The organism is Ruegeria sp. CDSB113 (genome assembly GCF_059611045.1).
Map to the genome: position 1 here is coordinate 1 of NZ_JBXWOU010000011.1, position 15,003 is coordinate 15,003.

Annotated in this window: 19 protein-coding genes; 15 read left to right on the top strand and 4 right to left on the bottom strand. The window is 57.9% G+C overall.

Annotated elements, in window-relative coordinates; all coding sequences use genetic code 11:
• Window positions 1-77 (top strand): EF-Tu C-terminal domain-related protein (locus AC2FIS_RS17155; RefSeq protein ID WP_211198660.1); only part of this gene is annotated, 77 nt, incomplete at its 5' end.
• A 91-nt stretch (window positions 78-168) separates the two neighbouring features.
• Here AC2FIS_RS17155 and AC2FIS_RS17160 read toward each other — a convergent pair.
• Complete coding sequence (locus AC2FIS_RS17160) at window positions 169-510, bottom strand: RidA family protein (RefSeq protein WP_282120772.1); 342 nt, start codon at window positions 508-510, stop codon at window positions 169-171.
• Window positions 511-941: 431 nt separating this feature from the next.
• On the opposite strand from AC2FIS_RS17160, the gene AC2FIS_RS17165 reads away from it, so the two are divergent.
• Complete coding sequence (locus tag AC2FIS_RS17165; RefSeq protein WP_496774555.1) at window positions 942-2,294, top strand: tetratricopeptide repeat protein; 1,353 nt, start codon at window positions 942-944, stop codon at window positions 2,292-2,294.
• A 25-nt stretch (window positions 2,295-2,319) separates the two neighbouring features.
• Here AC2FIS_RS17165 and rpe read toward each other — a convergent pair whose 3' ends face one another.
• Window positions 2,320-3,009, bottom strand: coding sequence for a ribulose-phosphate 3-epimerase (gene rpe, locus AC2FIS_RS17170; protein ID WP_496699750.1), 690 nt, complete (start codon window positions 3,007-3,009; stop codon window positions 2,320-2,322).
• Window positions 3,010-3,173: 164 nt separating this feature from the next.
• On the opposite strand from rpe, the gene phnC reads away from it, so the two are divergent.
• From phnC to AC2FIS_RS17195, 5 genes are all read left to right on the top strand, one after another.
• On the top strand, window positions 3,174-3,995 hold the full coding sequence (phnC, locus tag AC2FIS_RS17175) for a phosphonate ABC transporter ATP-binding protein (RefSeq protein ID WP_496774556.1): 822 nt from the start codon (window positions 3,174-3,176) through the stop codon (window positions 3,993-3,995).
• Window positions 3,996-4,060: 65 nt separating this feature from the next.
• Window positions 4,061-4,963, top strand: coding sequence for a phosphonate ABC transporter substrate-binding protein (gene phnD, locus AC2FIS_RS17180; RefSeq protein WP_496774557.1), 903 nt, complete (start codon window positions 4,061-4,063; stop codon window positions 4,961-4,963).
• 67 nt (window positions 4,964-5,030) lie between these two features.
• A complete protein-coding gene (phnE, locus tag AC2FIS_RS17185) occupies window positions 5,031-5,912 on the top strand; it encodes a phosphonate ABC transporter, permease protein PhnE (RefSeq protein ID WP_496774559.1) in 882 nt (293 codons plus the stop codon).
• Complete coding sequence (phnE, locus tag AC2FIS_RS17190; RefSeq protein ID WP_496774560.1) at window positions 5,909-7,276, top strand: phosphonate ABC transporter, permease protein PhnE; 1,368 nt, start codon at window positions 5,909-5,911, stop codon at window positions 7,274-7,276. The genes phnE (AC2FIS_RS17185) and phnE (AC2FIS_RS17190) overlap by 4 nt, the downstream gene beginning before the upstream one ends.
• A 24-nt stretch (window positions 7,277-7,300) precedes the next feature.
• Window positions 7,301-7,921 (top strand): LbetaH domain-containing protein, encoded by a 621-nt coding sequence (locus AC2FIS_RS17195; RefSeq protein WP_496774565.1) that lies wholly within the window; start codon window positions 7,301-7,303, stop codon window positions 7,919-7,921.
• Between the two features lie 152 nt (window positions 7,922-8,073).
• On the opposite strand, the gene phnF is transcribed toward AC2FIS_RS17195, so the two are convergent.
• Window positions 8,074-8,784, bottom strand: a complete 711-nt coding sequence (gene phnF / locus AC2FIS_RS17200; protein ID WP_496774567.1) for a phosphonate metabolism transcriptional regulator PhnF — start codon at window positions 8,782-8,784, stop codon at window positions 8,074-8,076.
• Window positions 8,785-8,887: 103 nt separating this feature from the next.
• On the opposite strand from phnF, the gene phnG reads away from it, so the two are divergent.
• The 8 genes from phnG to AC2FIS_RS17240 all read left to right on the top strand — a co-directional run bounded on the left by phnG (window position 8,888) and on the right by AC2FIS_RS17240 (window position 14,332).
• A complete protein-coding gene (gene phnG, locus AC2FIS_RS17205; RefSeq protein WP_496774571.1) occupies window positions 8,888-9,349 on the top strand; it encodes a phosphonate C-P lyase system protein PhnG in 462 nt (153 codons plus the stop codon).
• Window positions 9,346-9,921 carry a phosphonate C-P lyase system protein PhnH gene (gene phnH / locus AC2FIS_RS17210; protein WP_496774572.1) on the top strand — a complete coding sequence of 192 codons (576 nt, stop codon included), beginning with the start codon at window positions 9,346-9,348 and terminating at the stop codon, window positions 9,919-9,921. The genes phnG and phnH overlap by 4 nt, the downstream gene beginning before the upstream one ends.
• A 3-nt stretch (window positions 9,922-9,924) precedes the next feature.
• The gene (locus AC2FIS_RS17215; RefSeq protein WP_496774573.1) at window positions 9,925-11,016 is read left to right on the top strand and encodes a carbon-phosphorus lyase complex subunit; all 1,092 of its coding nucleotides are present in this window, start codon (window positions 9,925-9,927) and stop codon (window positions 11,014-11,016) included.
• Entirely contained in the window at window positions 11,013-11,186 is a 174-nt protein-coding gene (locus tag AC2FIS_RS17220) for a hypothetical protein (protein WP_496774576.1), read from the top strand. The genes AC2FIS_RS17215 and AC2FIS_RS17220 overlap by 4 nt, the downstream gene beginning before the upstream one ends.
• Window positions 11,187-11,451: 265 nt before the next feature.
• Window positions 11,452-12,312, top strand: coding sequence for an alpha-D-ribose 1-methylphosphonate 5-phosphate C-P-lyase PhnJ (locus AC2FIS_RS17225; RefSeq protein ID WP_496774577.1), 861 nt, complete (start codon window positions 11,452-11,454; stop codon window positions 12,310-12,312).
• Window positions 12,309-13,079: a phosphonate C-P lyase system protein PhnK gene (gene phnK / locus AC2FIS_RS17230; RefSeq protein WP_496774578.1), complete on the top strand. Its 771-nt coding sequence runs from the start codon at window positions 12,309-12,311 to the stop codon at window positions 13,077-13,079. The genes AC2FIS_RS17225 and phnK overlap by 4 nt, the downstream gene beginning before the upstream one ends.
• Before the next feature lie 24 nt (window positions 13,080-13,103).
• Window positions 13,104-13,787 carry a phosphonate C-P lyase system protein PhnL gene (gene phnL, locus AC2FIS_RS17235; protein ID WP_496774579.1) on the top strand — a complete coding sequence of 228 codons (684 nt, stop codon included), beginning with the start codon at window positions 13,104-13,106 and terminating at the stop codon, window positions 13,785-13,787.
• A complete protein-coding gene (locus AC2FIS_RS17240; RefSeq protein WP_496774581.1) occupies window positions 13,784-14,332 on the top strand; it encodes a ribose 1,5-bisphosphate phosphokinase PhnN in 549 nt (182 codons plus the stop codon). Before phnL ends, AC2FIS_RS17240 begins: the two co-directional genes overlap by 4 nt.
• On the opposite strand, the gene AC2FIS_RS17245 is transcribed toward AC2FIS_RS17240, so the two are convergent.
• A complete protein-coding gene (locus AC2FIS_RS17245; RefSeq protein ID WP_496774583.1) occupies window positions 14,314-14,997 on the bottom strand; it encodes a DUF1045 domain-containing protein in 684 nt (227 codons plus the stop codon). The two genes, AC2FIS_RS17240 and AC2FIS_RS17245, sit on opposite strands and share 19 nt — an antisense overlap.
• Window positions 14,998-15,003 lie beyond the last annotated feature (6 nt).

Genomic DNA, 15,003 nt, shown 5'->3' on the forward strand with positions numbered 1-15,003 from the left:
AAAACGGCCTGCGTTTCGCCATCCGTGAAGGCGGCCGCACCGTCGGCGCCGGCGTCGTGTCGAAAATCGTCGAGTAATCGCTCTCGCGATATCAAACGAAAAGGGCGTCCCTCGGGACGCCCTTTTTTGCATTCCTGCTGTGTTCAGCACGCGATGCACGGAAAGGAATTAATCGTAGGCCGCGTCGACGATGAATTCCACTTTCAGCTCGGCGCGCGCCAATTTGGCTTCGCCGCAAGCCCGCGCTGGGGCATGGCCCTTTGGAACCCAGGCATTCCAGACCTCGTTCAATCCTGCAAAATCCTTCATGTCGGCCAGCCAGATCGTCACGCGCAGCATCTTTTCGCGCGATGAGCCTGCCTGTTCGAGAAGGGCGTCAATCTTCTCGAGGCAAATCCGGACCTGTTCCTGAATTGTCTCGCCCTCGGCGACTTGCCCGGTCAGATAGGCCACGCCGTTGTGTTTCACAATTTTGGAGGACCGTTCGCCGGTGTCGATGCGTTCAATCATGGGGGTATTCTCGTTTTTTGGTGTCGGATACGGTCGTTCATGGTCACAATCCACCAGTATGGCAAACGGAAACCGTTTGAGTGCGTTTCAGAGAAATTTAATACGCAGGAAACAAACGGGATCTGAAGGCGCGTGGATCTATCACGCATTCGTGCCGCCTCGATTGCTTGTTTTTGCTACCTTCCGTTCAAACGCGAACGGGCTTTTCCATCCCGGCGCTGAGTGGCCTCGGCGTGGATTGTAGAAGCTGTTGATACCTACAACAAAACAGCCACTGCCAACCCCACAGCCCTTCCGTAAAATCTCTGAAAGAGCTGCGATAGGGCTTCCTTCAGCACACAGGCGAATTATTTGGCCGCTTCAATTGGGGCGGTCTTTTTCTTTTCACAATTGTCAGTATTCTGGCGGCAGACATTCAGATTTTCGGTAACATGATCAGATCGTTAACCAAATTCATCGGGTTTTCCCTAACCGCAGTGATCGCGATTGCAAGCGTAGTGCAAGCCAAGCCTTTGCTTACGAACTCTCAGGAAACCTATGTTTCCGCCTGTCTGGATCAGAGTGGCACGCCAGAGCGTATCATCGAAATATGCCAGCACGGGCTGGGTGGTGTCGGAGCGTCTGATCGGCAGCGTATTGAGATGTTGGATAAGCTGGCATGGGCCTATTATGATCTCGACGATATGGATCAGGCCGATGACGCGTTTGCCGAAATTCTGGCCTTGAATCCCGACGCCGAGCTTGGGCTGCAGGGGCGGGCGTGGGTTCATTATTATCATGACGAGTATGAAGCCGCGACCGGGTTGTTTCGGCAGGCCGTGTCTCGCAAACCGAATGCCAGCAACATGGCCGGTCTGGCCGCCAGTGCGCGCCGGGCCGGAGAGATCGATTTTGCCGAATTCGAAGAAATGATGCAAACCGCTCTGGCCCTGAACCCTGAATACACTTGGGCGATGCGGGAGCTTGCCTGGATATTGGAGGATCATAACCGGCAGGACGAAGCGCTTAGCCTGTTCAGAACCGCCAGCGAACTGGATCCATATGATCCATATGCGGAATACGGTGTCGCCTTTCTGTTGTCCGAGCAGAACGATTGGGAAGCTGCGTTTGACCACGTAAGTCGGGCATTGGAACTGAAGCCGGATTTCGTGACCGCATTATCGCGCCGGTCCCTTATCCTGCTGATGCTGGATCGGCCCAAACAGGCATTGAAAGATGCCGAAGCGGTGATTGAGGCCGAACCTGATGACACGGACGGCTACGTGCGAAAGGCGCGGGCGCTGTCAGACTTAGGCCAAAGATCACAGGCGCATGAGGTGTTGGAGCTGGCGGAAAGCCGGGTGGGACCGGGTAGTTATCTGCTTTATTGGCGGGCCAGCCTGTTGGCGGACGACCTCGAGTATGAAGCCGCTCTTTTCCACATTCGACGCAGTGTCGCGCTTGAGGGTGCCGACCGCTTTGACCACCGCCTGCATGCGGATATCGCGTTAGGGCTGGGGTACACGGATGAAGCCCGTGATGCCATTGATCAGGCGCTTGGTCTCTACCCCGATGGAGAGTTTGAGCAGTATACGAATGCGCTGGTGCTGTTGGCCGAGGACAGGTTCGATGCAGCAGAAAGCATGTTCGATTCTGCCACCGCCGCAGGCCTGCACCAGGACTATCTTGGCGACTTTCTGGCCGCTTTGGTGGCCGAGGGGCGGTTCATGCAAGCGATCAAGATGCGTGCTCGGTACAAGAACCGCCAACCGGATGCGACAAGTGACGCGCAACGTTCCAACTAGCGCGTCACTTTGGATGCAGTGATGTTTACGAGGTCGCCGATTCCGCCGCGCTACGCACCGCTTTGATGTTTGCGCCGTAGACGTCCGGGTTATCGACCGAACCGCCCTTGAATACGGCTGAACCTGCGACCAGCACATCCGCACCAGCTGCGGCCACCAGCGGGGCCGTCTTGGGGTCGACGCCACCGTCAATCTCGATATGGATCGGACGGTCTCCGATCATCGACCGCAGTTTGCGAATCTTGTTGGTCATGTCGATGAATTTCTGGCCGCCAAAACCGGGGTTCACTGTCATGACGCAAACCAGATCGGTCAGGTCCAGCAAGTGTTCAACCGCGTCGGCCGGGGTGCCGGGGTTCAACGCAACGCCCGCCTTCATGCCAGCGGCGCGAATCGCCTGCAAAGTACGGTGGGTATGGGCCCCGGCCTCGACATGTGCGGTCAGGATATCGGCCCCTGCATCCGCGTAGGCCTGAATGTAGGGATCAACCGGCGCGATCATCAGATGCACGTCCATGACCGTTTTGACATGAGGGCGGAACGCTTTGACGGCGGGCGGGCCAAAGGTCAGGTTGGGCACGAAATGGCCGTCCATGACGTCGATATGGACCCAATCCGCCCCCTGGGCTTCGATGGCCTGAATCTCGGCACCGAAATTGGCGAAATCTGCGGACAGGATCGACGGGGCGATCTTGATGCTGCGGTCAAAGCTCATGAATGGCCTCATATGGATAGCGTGTTGGCACAGCGTATAGCGGCGATATGCGCCAATGGGTAGGCCCTCGGTGCGCAGGGGTGTTTACAAAACTTTCACTGTGCCGACACAAAGCCGTTGAATCCCGCCTGTAGCTGGTCGCCAACACGAATTGGGGGTGGCACGTGCTGCGGATAGAAAAACTGACCAAGCGCTTTGGCGACAACGTGGCCGTTGATGCAACGACGCTGGATGTAGACAAGCCTTGCATGATTGGCATCATCGGGCGGTCCGGCGCGGGCAAGTCGACGTTGTTGCGGATGATCAATCGTCTGACGGATGCAAGCGACGGTGAGGTCCTGTTTCAAGGTCGTGATATCACCAAGCTGAAGGGCCGTGACAAACGCGCATGGCAGGCTGATTGCGCGATGATCTTTCAGCAGTTCAATCTGGTGCCGCGCATGGATGTGGTGTCGAACGTGCTGCATGGCACGTTGAACCGCCACTCGACACTGGCGACCATGTTTAACCTGTTCCCGATGGAAGATATCCACCGTGCGATTGATATTCTGGATCGCCTCGGCATCGCCGCGCACGCGCCCAAACGCGCCGAAGCGCTGTCGGGTGGTCAGCAACAGCGCGTCGCCATCGCGCGCGCCCTGATGCAGGACCCAAAGATTATTCTGGCCGACGAACCCATCGCCTCGCTGGACCCGATGAATGCTCAGGTCGTGATGCAGGCACTGCGGCGCATCCATGAAGAAGACGGCCGTACCGTCATCGCCAACCTGCACACATTGGATACCGCCCGCCGCTATTGTGACCGCGTCGTCGGTATGCGCGACGGATGTATCGTTTTCGACGGGTTGCCCGAGCAACTGACAACTGGCGTGGCCCGCGAAATTTACGGTGCCGACGCCAGCTTCTCGGAAGAGGCAACTTCGACCGAGATTGAAACACTGGACGCGACCCAAAATGCGCTGATGGAAGCCGAGGCGACCATCTAAGCCAGACCCAACCCTTTCATCGACCGGCCGATGAAAGGCCGGCATATCAAACCGGAGAGAGACAGATGAAAAAACTGATTGCCGCCCTGGTGGCCACAACTGCGATAGCCGCGCCAGCTATGGCGCAAGAGATTACCGAATTCCGCATTGGTATTCTGGGCGGAGAAAACGCACAGGACCGTCTGAGCAAGCAGGAATGCCTGCGCGAGCAGACCCAGGAATTGCTGGGCGTTGAAACCAAACTGTTTGCACCGGCGGACTATAACGGTGTCATTCAAGGGTTGCTGGGCGGCACTATCGACATGGCCTGGCTGGGTGCATCAGGGTACGCCAAAACCTACCTGAGCGATCCTGAGGCGGTCGAGCCTGTTCTGGTCAAAGTCAACACCGATGGTAGCTATGGCTACTATTCGATCGGATTTGCCCGCAAGGATAGCGGCATTGCCTCGTTGGAAGACATGAAGGACAAGACCTTTGGCTTCGGCGATCCCAACTCGACCTCAGGCTTCCTGATCCCGTCGATCGAAATTCCGCAGGCCACCGGTGCAACCATGACCTCGGGTGACTATTTTGGTGAAGTCAAATTCACCGGTGGTCATGAGCAGACCATTGTGGCCGTAAACAACGGTGATGTTGACGGTGGGGTGACATGGGCCGACGGTCTTGGGGACTGGGAAGACGGTTATCAGTCCGGCGCGCTGCGCCGTGCCGTGGATGCCGGCCTGGTCGACATGAACGATCTGGTCGAGATTTGGAAATCCGCTCCGATCCCCGAAGGCCCGTTTGTTCTGCGCACCGAACTGCCCGAGGATGTCAAAATCAAGATGACCGGTATGCTGGCCTCGATGAACTCGATTGATCCGGACTGCATGTACAACGTTCTGGGCGGTGAATCCAAAGGCCTTATGCCGATCACCCACGACGCCTACGAAATCATCATCGAAGCGCGCAAGCTGAAGTCCAACTAAGCCCGTAAGCACAATGATCGGGGTCCGGCGCACAACCGGACCCCGTTTTTCCACTCAGGAGTATTCCATGACAGACCTGACCGCGGGGTCCCTAAGCGTGGACCAGATCCGGACCGACTATTCCGAGATGACACGGCGAAAGCGGGTCTATGGTGGTATCCTTCTGATCGTATTCGTGGCGATGATGGCCGCCGGCTTTCGCACCGCCGACAACCGAAACGCAGGCAGCTTTACAGATGGCTGGCGCCGCATCTTTGATTACCCCGCCGAGGTGCTGTCAGAGGCTTGGGAAAAGATCGGAGCGTTGCCTGCCAATCTGGTAGAGTTCTTTCCGGCGCTGGTTGAGACACTCAACATCGCTGCGGCTTCGACGCTGATAGGGGCCATCGCCGGGACGTTTCTGGCGCTGATGTCCACGCGTGGCATGGCATTGTGGCCCTCGCTTATCCCGCTGTTTCGTCGCATCGCTGATATCTTTCGCGCGGTGCCTGAAATCGTTATCGCTTTGGTTTTGATCTTTGTGTTGGGCGGTGGTCCGGTGCCCGCAATGATTGCCATTGCCATTCATACGGCGGGTGCGCTTGGCAAGCTGTTCTCGGAAGTGAACGAAAATGCCTCGCTGAAGCCGGTCGAGGGGCTTCATTCGGTCGGCGCAAACTGGTCTCAGCGGATGTATTTGGGCGTGATCCCGCAGGTTGGACCGAACTATGTCAGCTATGCGCTGCTGCGGTTCGAAATCAACATTCGCGCCTCGGCCATTCTGGGTTTTGTTGGTGCGGGCGGGCTGGGATACGAGCTGCGCAACGCGATGTCCTGGGGGCAGGGGCGTTATGACGAAGCTGCTGCTATTTTCCTTCTGCTGTTCGTCACGATTGTTGTTGTCGATCAGATGTCGGGTCTGCTGCGTGAGCGTCTGACCTACGGTTCCGAGAAAGGAGCACGGGCATGAGCACTTTTGCCACCGACCTGACCATCAACGAGTTGAAAGCCGAAGCTGACGGTCTGTTCAACCGCAAACGGCTGACCAACTTTGGATTGCCCGCGCTTGTTTTTGTCTATCTGATTTACGTGTTCTTTGCTTTCGACGTGCCTGGAATGGCCGAGCGTGCGAACTGGGAGAACGGCAAAACGCTGATAGCAGACAGCTACAGCTACAAAACGCATGTTTCGCGTGACAATCGCACCGGTGAGGTTTCCACCGCCATCGAAGGTGAACGCAAGGGCCGCTACCCTGACGGTGAGGCTCCGGGCTGGGTGAGTTTAGGCGAAACTACGGTCATTGATCTGGAAGACGGCCACATCGTCCGCTTTGGCCCCGAGACAGTGGAATACGATATCCCCGGCTATGGCATCGTCCGCGCGACACCGACCCGCTCTGCTGGTGTTCAGGCTGAACTGCCCGCGGGCGAGGTGCCGGATTGGATCAACGTCTCAAAAAACCGCATGGCGATTACAACGGATGCGGGGCGCCTGACCGTGACCCGCAACCGGTCCGAGGTCTTCCGCTATTTCAATGGGTGGGAGCTGTTCTGGTTCACGCTTGATAGCCCTTACTATGGTAAGTCGTTCCCTGAATTGGCCGGTCTTGCTGCGCAAGGCGAGGCCAGAGCGATCTTGAATGACTTCTGGACCAACAAGATGTGGCGGCATCAGGATGTTGTCTGGGCCATTTTTGAAACCATCCTGATGGCATTTCTCGGCACGTTAGGCGCAGGTATGATCGCATTGCCTTTGGCGTTTCTCGCCACGCGAAATTTCAACCCGCTCAAATCCGTCCGGTTTCTGACGCGGCGTGTGTTTGACTTTGTGCGCGGTGTAGACGCGCTGATCTGGACGGTTGTTCTGGCCCGCGCTTTTGGACCCGGCCCGCTGACGGGAGCACTGGCCATTCTGGTGACCGATACCGGCACCTTCGGCAAGATATTCTCGGAAGCGTTGGAAAATGTCGACCAAAAGCAGATCGAAGGTGTGCAATCCACCGGGGCGAATGCGCCGCAACGCTATCGCTATGGTGTGATCCCACAGGTGACGCCGGTGCTGCTTAGCCAGTTGCTCTACTTCCTTGAATCCAACACCCGTAGCGCCACGGTGATCGGTGCGATCACCGGCGGTGGCATCGGTCTATTGCTGACGCAAGCGATCATCACTCAGAAGGATTGGGAAGAAGTCGCCTATTACATCGTTCTGATCATCTTGATGGTGATGTTGATGGACTGGTTCTCGGGCTGGCTGCGCCGACGGCTTATCCAGGGAGAGACAGGCAAGATACGCAAAGCTAGGGACACAAAGGCGAAGTCGTTCTTTTTGCCGTGACTCATGACTAAGGACCACAAAACCATGGCGCGACTGCGTTCCGACCAACCGATTATCCATCCTGATTGCCAAATCTCGGGTAGTTCCTTCGGCGAATTTGTCGAAATTGGTGCGGGAAGCCGCGTTGTGAACTCTGCTTTCGGCGACTATTCGTATTGCGACCGGACCTGTGATATTGCGAATGCCGAGATCGGGAAGTTCGCCAATATCGCCAGTTTCACTCGGATCGGCGCGACAGATCATCCGATGGAGAAGGCGTCATTGCATCACTTCCTGTATCGCTCGGCAGATTACTGGGATGATGCCGAGGATGATGCGGATTGGTTCAATCATCGCGCCAGTCGCGTCGCCCGGATCGGCAATGATACGTGGATTGGGCATGCAGCAATAATCAAACCTGAAGTGACCATTGGGCACGGCGCGGTGGTTGCCTCGGGGTCTGTCGTCACCAAGGATGTCGCACCTTATACAATTGTAGGCGGTGTTACGGCCAAACCGATCCGCAACCGTTATCCGGTTGGTGTGGCCGAACGCATGATGAACCTGGCCTGGTGGGATTGGGACAATGCCCGTCTGCGTGCGGCCCTTCCGGATTTCCGAACATTGAGCGCCGAGGCTTTCCTGGAAAGATACGAACCGACTTGAATAGGCAAGAACCGAAACCTCCCGCACCCGCATCGGCCTTGCCGATACGGGCTGGCGGCCTTGGGCATAGCGCCGCGTTTCACGCGGCGCTATGCCCAACGGGATGAGACCACCGTCAGGAGGTCGAAGACGGGCGCGAGGGTCGTTGCAGCCTAGTCCTCGTTCAGGGTCAGGGTGACCCGATCTCCGGCAAATACTGTTCGCCCGAATTCAACCGGCATACCATTGGGATCTGCGTTTATGCCGACGGAATACAGAACAGGCGCACCTTCTGTCAGTCGCAGGTGCAGGGCCTGTGTTGCCGTCGCCGCGCGCGCAGTCAGGCGCGTTGAGATGCGGGTGTAATCCTTAACACCGCAGTGCTGCAAAGCCTTCGTTACCGATTCTGTCTCGGACAGTGCCTCAAGAATGCCGGGCAAGCGGTTCGCGGGAAAGACACTTTGGAACAGCCCGATTGGCTGCCCATCCGCCAGAGACAGTCCGTCATAAACGTGCACCTGGTCGCCTGAAGCGATCTCCAGGGCCTCTGCTTCTGTTTCATCTGCGGCGCGCGTTGTGAGCGTAAGTATCTTTTTGCCAGGAATCTTACCGCTGGCCGAGATGCTCTTGTGGTATCGGACGCGCTTGCCGATGGCATAATCGGTCGGACGGGCTGCGACAAAGACACCGGCGCCGCGACGGGCATGCACCAGACCTTGGTCCGCCAGATCCGACAACGCGCGCCGTACCGTATGGCGGTTGACCCCGTGTTTTGCCGCCAGTTGTGCCTCGGTCGGCAGGCGGTCGCCGGTGCTGTACCGACCTTCCGCAATGTCGGATGTCAGGTTCAGGGCGATGCTTTTCCAGACAGGTGTTCTTCTCATGTCATCAAATCTTCACAAGGTTGCGGATTGCCAGCCCAGGCATCGGGATGTAGTATTTGTCTAGTTGTATAGACCACGTAGACAACCCGGCCAAGAGGCTTTGATGACAGATCAAACAAGTAATTCTAAGGCGGCGCGGCAGGGCTGGATGGGCCTGCTGGCGCGTGCGCCTGAAAGCGCGCTGATGACACTTTGGGATAAGTACGAAGGACGCCCGCACTTTGAATGGCTGCGCAGCCCCGAAGTGGGTGGCGTCATGGTGCGCGGGTGTACTGGCGGCACTGGTGCTCGGTTCAACCTTGGCGAAATGACCGTCACGCGGTGTTCCCTGGTGTTGCAGGATGGAACGGTTGGGCATGGATACGTGCAGGGCCGGTCCAAGCCCAAGGCCCAGGCGGCCGCGTTGATTGATGCTTTGATGCAGACCTCGGCTGCCGGTGCAGTTCATGACCAAGTGATCGCGCCGCTCAAGGGTCAGATGCAGTCTGCCAGAAAAGATCGCGCCTCCAAAGCCGCAGCGACGAAGGTTGAGTTTTTCACAATGGTAAGGGGAGAGGACACATGACGGCGCAGACCCAATTTTCCGGGGGTTTTCAGAATGCACCGGTCCAGGCCGCGCATGCATTCCGCGCCGCCATGACCGTGATGGCCCAGCCCGCAGAAATCCGTGACCTGAAGGGTGCGCAACCGCCAAAGCCCCTGTCGATCGCAGCGGGAACCTTGCTGCTGACTTTGTGTGACCCCGAGACAAAGGTGCATCTGGCGGGCGCGTTCAACACCGATGGGGTGCGCAAGTGGCTGACCTTTCACACAGGTGCGCCCATTTCACAGGCTGCCGTCGCAGATTTCGCCGTAGGGAGTTGGGCCGAGCTCAACCCACTGGGATCATTTCGTATCGGTACTGCAGAATACCCGGATCGCTCGGCCACTTTGATTGTTGAATGTGACGCGCTGCAACAAGCAGGTGCCATTCTAAGTGGTCCGGGGATCAAAGACACTGCGCGGCTATCCTTGCCGGATGCCCCGGCATTGCAGGCCAACGCGGCTTTGTACCCGCTTGGATGTGACTTCTTTTTTACCTGCGGCGACCGGGTGGCGGCCCTGCCGCGCAGTACTCAGATCAGTGTGGAGACCTAGACAATGTATGTTGCAGTCAAGGGTGGCGAGACGGCTATTGAGAACGCACATGCCTGGTTGGCGGAAGAAAGACGCGGCGCAACCGACATTGACGAACTGAGCATCGCCCAGATCCGGGAACAGCTGGGTCTGGCGGTCAATCGGGTGATGGCCGAGGGGTCCTTGTACGACCCCGATTTGGCGGCCCTGGCTATCAAGCAGTCGCGCGGCGATCTGATCGAGGCGATCTTTCTGATCCGAGCCTACCGGACGACATTGCCGCGATTTGGCTATTCAAACCCGGTTAAGACTGATGAGATGGCGTGTGATCGCCGGATTTCGGCCACGTTCAAGGATGCGCCGGGCGGGCAGGTGCTGGGGCCAACCTTTGATTACACGCACCGCCTGCTGGATTTCAAATTGGCCGCTGAAGGTGAGGTTCCGGCTGCGCCTACGGCGCAACCCCGCACCGAGGCGACGCCGCATATCACTGAGTTCCTGAAGGGCGAGGACATCATTCAGGATGAACCCGCCAGTGACGCCACCCCCGGTGATCTGACCCGCGAACCAATGGAGTTTCCGTCGAACCGACCCTTGCGTCTGCAATCCCTGACCCGCGGGGATGAGGGGTTTGTACTGGGCATGGCCTATTCAACGCAACGCGGTTACGCCCGTAACCACGCATTCGTCGGTGAGCTGCGGATCGGCAAGGTCGCAGTGGAAATGGACATCCCGGAACTGGGTTTCGCCATCGACATCGGCGAAATCGAATTGACCGAATGCGAGACAGTGAACCAGTTCAAAGGGTCCAAGACCGAACCGCCGCAATTCACCCGTGGCTATGGTTTGGTGTTTGGTCAGTCTGAACGGAAATCCATCGCGATGGCTCTGGTGGATCGCGCCCTGCGTTGGGACGAGTTGGGCGAAGACAATCTGGGTGCCCCCGCGCAGGATGAGGAATTCGTCCTCAGCCACGCGGACAACATTCAGGCGACCGGGTTCCTCGAACATATCAAGCTGCCGCATTACGTCGACTTTCAGTCCGAACTGGAGCTGGTTCGCAAACTGCGCCGTGAGGCCGAAGAGCGGATCACGCCAAAGGAGGCCGCAGAATGAAGGCCGTCGTGTTCAAAATCGGTGGTGTTCTGCTCGACTGGCAGCGTCACTTGGCATGGGCCGTGGAACTGGCGTTCGAAGACGCCGCGCACTCCGTTCGCAAAAGCAGCGTCCACTCTACCTCTCCTCAAGTGTTGGAGGCCGAGCTGTGTGCAAGGGGTCGCTTATGAGCTGGACTGCGTCTGCATCCCCACTTGGGCAAACCAGGCTGACGAATTGCCAAACCTGCCTTACGGGCGTCGCAGGTTTCTACCGGGCGGCGAGTCCGTGCGCGCGCCGACCGAACTCCATTCGCCATTTGGATCCCGCTTTTGCGCACGACGTCGTCGCTTCGCATGACGAGAGTGAAAGAAAAGATACACCAATAGCGCCAATAACAATGCGCCCAACAGAAATACGTCCACAAAAACACCAAAAACAAAGTGATACATCAAAATGAATGAGTATAACTTCGCATATTTGGACGAACAAACCAAGCGAATGATCCGTCGGGCCATTCTGAAAGGTCTGGCTGTGCCCGGTTATCAGGTCCCTTTTGCCAGCCGTGAAATGCCGATGCCATATGGCTGGGGCACCGGTGGAGTGCAGGTTTCAGCCGCTACATTGACGCCCGAGGACACGTTTAAAGTGATCGATCAGGGTGCCGATGACACCACCAACGCCGTGTCGATCCGCAAGTTTTTTGAGAACACGGCAGGCGTGAAAACGACCGAGGAAACCGAAAAGGCCACGGTCATCCAGACCCGCCACCGCATCCCCGAGGCGAAGCTGCGCCAGGACCAGATCATCGTTTATCAGGTGCCGATCCCGGAACCTCTGCGCTTTCTGGAACCGCGTGAGACCGAGACACGCAAGATGCACAGCCTTGAAGAATATGGGCTGATGCATGTGAAGCTGTACGAGGACATCAGCCAGCACGGGGCGATTTCGACCGCATATGCCTATCCGGTGAAAGTGTCGGACCGCTATGTGATGGACCCGTCGCCGATCCCGAAATTCGACAACCCAAAGCTTGAGATGGACGCGATCCAGCTGTTTGGTGCGGGACGGGAACAGCGAATTTACGCAGTTCCGCCGCATACCAAGGTCGTCAGTCTGGATTTCGAGGATTACCCGTTTGAGGCCACCAAGGCCGATCACCCATGCGATCTTTGTGGGGCAGAGGATAGCTATCTCGACGAAGTGATCATGGATGATGCGGGCAACCGGATGTTCGTCTGTTCCGACACCGATTATTGCCGGTCTCGCCGCGAGGCGGGCCATGTTGGCCGACTTGCCGAGGAGAATGCGGCATGACCCCCTTGTTGCAGGTCAAAGGCATCGAAAAGCGCTATGGCGCGCGGATCGGTTGCTCGGATGTGAGTTTTGATCTCTTCCCTGGAGAAGTAATGGGGATCGTGGGTGAAAGCGGATCGGGCAAGTCGACGCTGTTGAATTGCATGGCCGGTCATCTGGAACCCGATGCGGGGCAGGTGATTTTTGACACACGTACTGATGGTCCGGTGGATACAGTCACCATGTCCGAACCGGAACGCCGGATGCTTAGCCGCACGGATTGGGCCTTTGTACATCAGCATGCCCGCGATGGCCTGCGGATGTCGGTCAGTGCTGGCGGCAATATTGGTGAGCGTCTGATGGCGGTAGGAGATCGTCACTATGGCGCCATCCGGGACCGTGCGATCGACTGGTTGGGGCGGGTCGAGATTGAGGAATCTCGTGTGGATGACCGTCCGTCGGCCTTTTCTGGCGGGATGCAGCAAAGGTTGCAGATCGCCCGCAATCTGGTCACAGGGCCGCGCCTGGTGTTCATGGATGAACCAACGGGCGGGCTGGATGTTTCCGTTCAGGCGCGTCTGCTGGATCTGCTGCGCGGGTTGGTGCGTGAGATGGGGTTGAGCGCGATCATCGTCACCCATGACCTTGCCGTCGTACGCCTGCTGGCGGATCGACTGATGGTGATGAAAAGCGGTCATGTGGTCGAGGCCGGGTTAACCGATCAGGTTCTGGACGATCCGCAACATGCCTACACGCAGTTGCTCGTGTCCAGCGTTCTGCAGGTTTGAGTTTTTGGAAAAAGATGAAGTGCTATGATTGAGCTTATCAATGTCAGCAAGAGCTTTACTCTGCACAATCAGGGTAGTGCCGTAATTCCGGTGATGCAGGGTGCATCGCTGAAAGTCGCCGCAGGTGAATGCGTCGCCCTGACCGGGGCCTCGGGCGCAGGGAAATCAACGCTGATGCGGGTGATCTATGGGAATTATCTGGCTGCATCAGGTCGGGTTCTTGTCGGTGATCTGGACGTTGCCAAGGCCGAACCGCGTGAAATTCTGGCTTTGCGGCGCGAGACGCTCGGCCATGTCAGTCAGTTCCTGCGCGTGGTCCCCAGAGTGCCGACGCTTGAGGTGGTGGCCGAGCCGCTGTTGGCCGTTGGCTGCGACAAGCAAGCGGCGCTGGACAAGGCGGCGGGTTTGTTGCGGCGGTTGAACATTCCCGAAAGACTGTGGAGCCTGAGCCCGACCACTTTTTCGGGCGGTGAGCAGCAGCGGGTGAACATCGCACGTGGATTTGCGCATGATTACCCTGCGATGCTGTTGGACGAACCGACTGCCTCACTGGATGCGCAAAATCGCGAAACGGTGCTGTCTTTGATCGAAGAGGCCAAAGAACGCGGCGCGGCGATTGTTGGCATTTTCCACGATATCGAAGCGCGCAGCCGGGTCTGTGATCGCGAGATTAACGTGTCTGAATTCACCCCGGGGATGGTCGCGTGAGCCTTGCGCCGGTCATAGCCGTTGTTGGTCCGTCAGGTGTCGGCAAAGACAGCGTCATGGAAGCGTTGGTCGCGGCGTCGCCAGGTATCCTGCGGGTTCGCCGGGTGATAACCCGCCCCGAAGGCGAAGAAGGCGAAGATTTTGATCGCGTGTCGATTGAAATCTTCGAGCAGATGGTGCTGGACGGAGCCTTTGCGTTGCACTGGAACGCGCATGGGCTGCACTACGGCATCCCGATTGAAATCGCAGACCAACGGCAAACGGTGAATGCGCTGTTGGTCAATCTGTCCCGTTCGGTTGTGTTGAACGCGCAGGCGGTTTTTGGCGACCTGATCGTGATTTCGCTGACAGCGGACCCTGAGGTGCTGGCGCAGCGCCTCTTTGCGCGTGGACGGGAAAGCACCTCTGATCAGGCGCGTCGTCTGGGACGGGCTGGTATGCCCTTGCCCGACGGGCTGAATCGCGTGATTGAAGTTGATAATTCCGGGCCGCTGGAGGTCACGATTGATGCGATCCTTGCCGGGCTTCAACCGGAAAGGGCGTAGCGATGGATCAGATGAAATCTCCCATCCTCGGCTTCGCCCATAAGCGCCAGATCCTTGATCTGACAGGGGGCGGGCAGCAGGGGGACCAGATGGTCCTCCAATGCGGCCTGAACGGTTTTCAGCGTGGGTTTGTCCAGTTTTCCGCTGAGGGTGATGTGAAAGCGGAACGTGTCCATCACATAAGGATAACCCCAACGCAGCAGGTTGGCGTCCTGTTCCGGCGTCAGGCCCGAGGCACGTCGGCGGTCCAGTTCCGCGGCGGATGCGGGGGCGCGGAAGCTGTCAAGTTCGCGGACGCAAGCCGCTGCAAGCGCGTTCAGCGCGTCGGAATTACCTACCGGCCGCAGGGCCAGAAAACGACCCAGCCGGGCGATCTCGAACCCGTCCAGCGTGACGGGCAGTTGCGTTCCGGCCAACCGTTTGCAGGCATCTTGCAAGTCGATCAGAGATTGCCCCTTGTTCAGGCGAAACGGCGGCTTCAACGTCGCGTGAAGACCGTATTTGCGCGGAACATCGGTCGCGGCTCCGACGTCCACGCCGTCAATGACAGGATGCGCAACTTCAGTTCCGGCTTCCATGTCCCAGCCCAACCATTGGGTCGCAAAGCTTGTCCATTCGGCCTGAGCCGGTGGCGCAAAATAGATTGCGTATCGCGTGAATGTCACATTGGC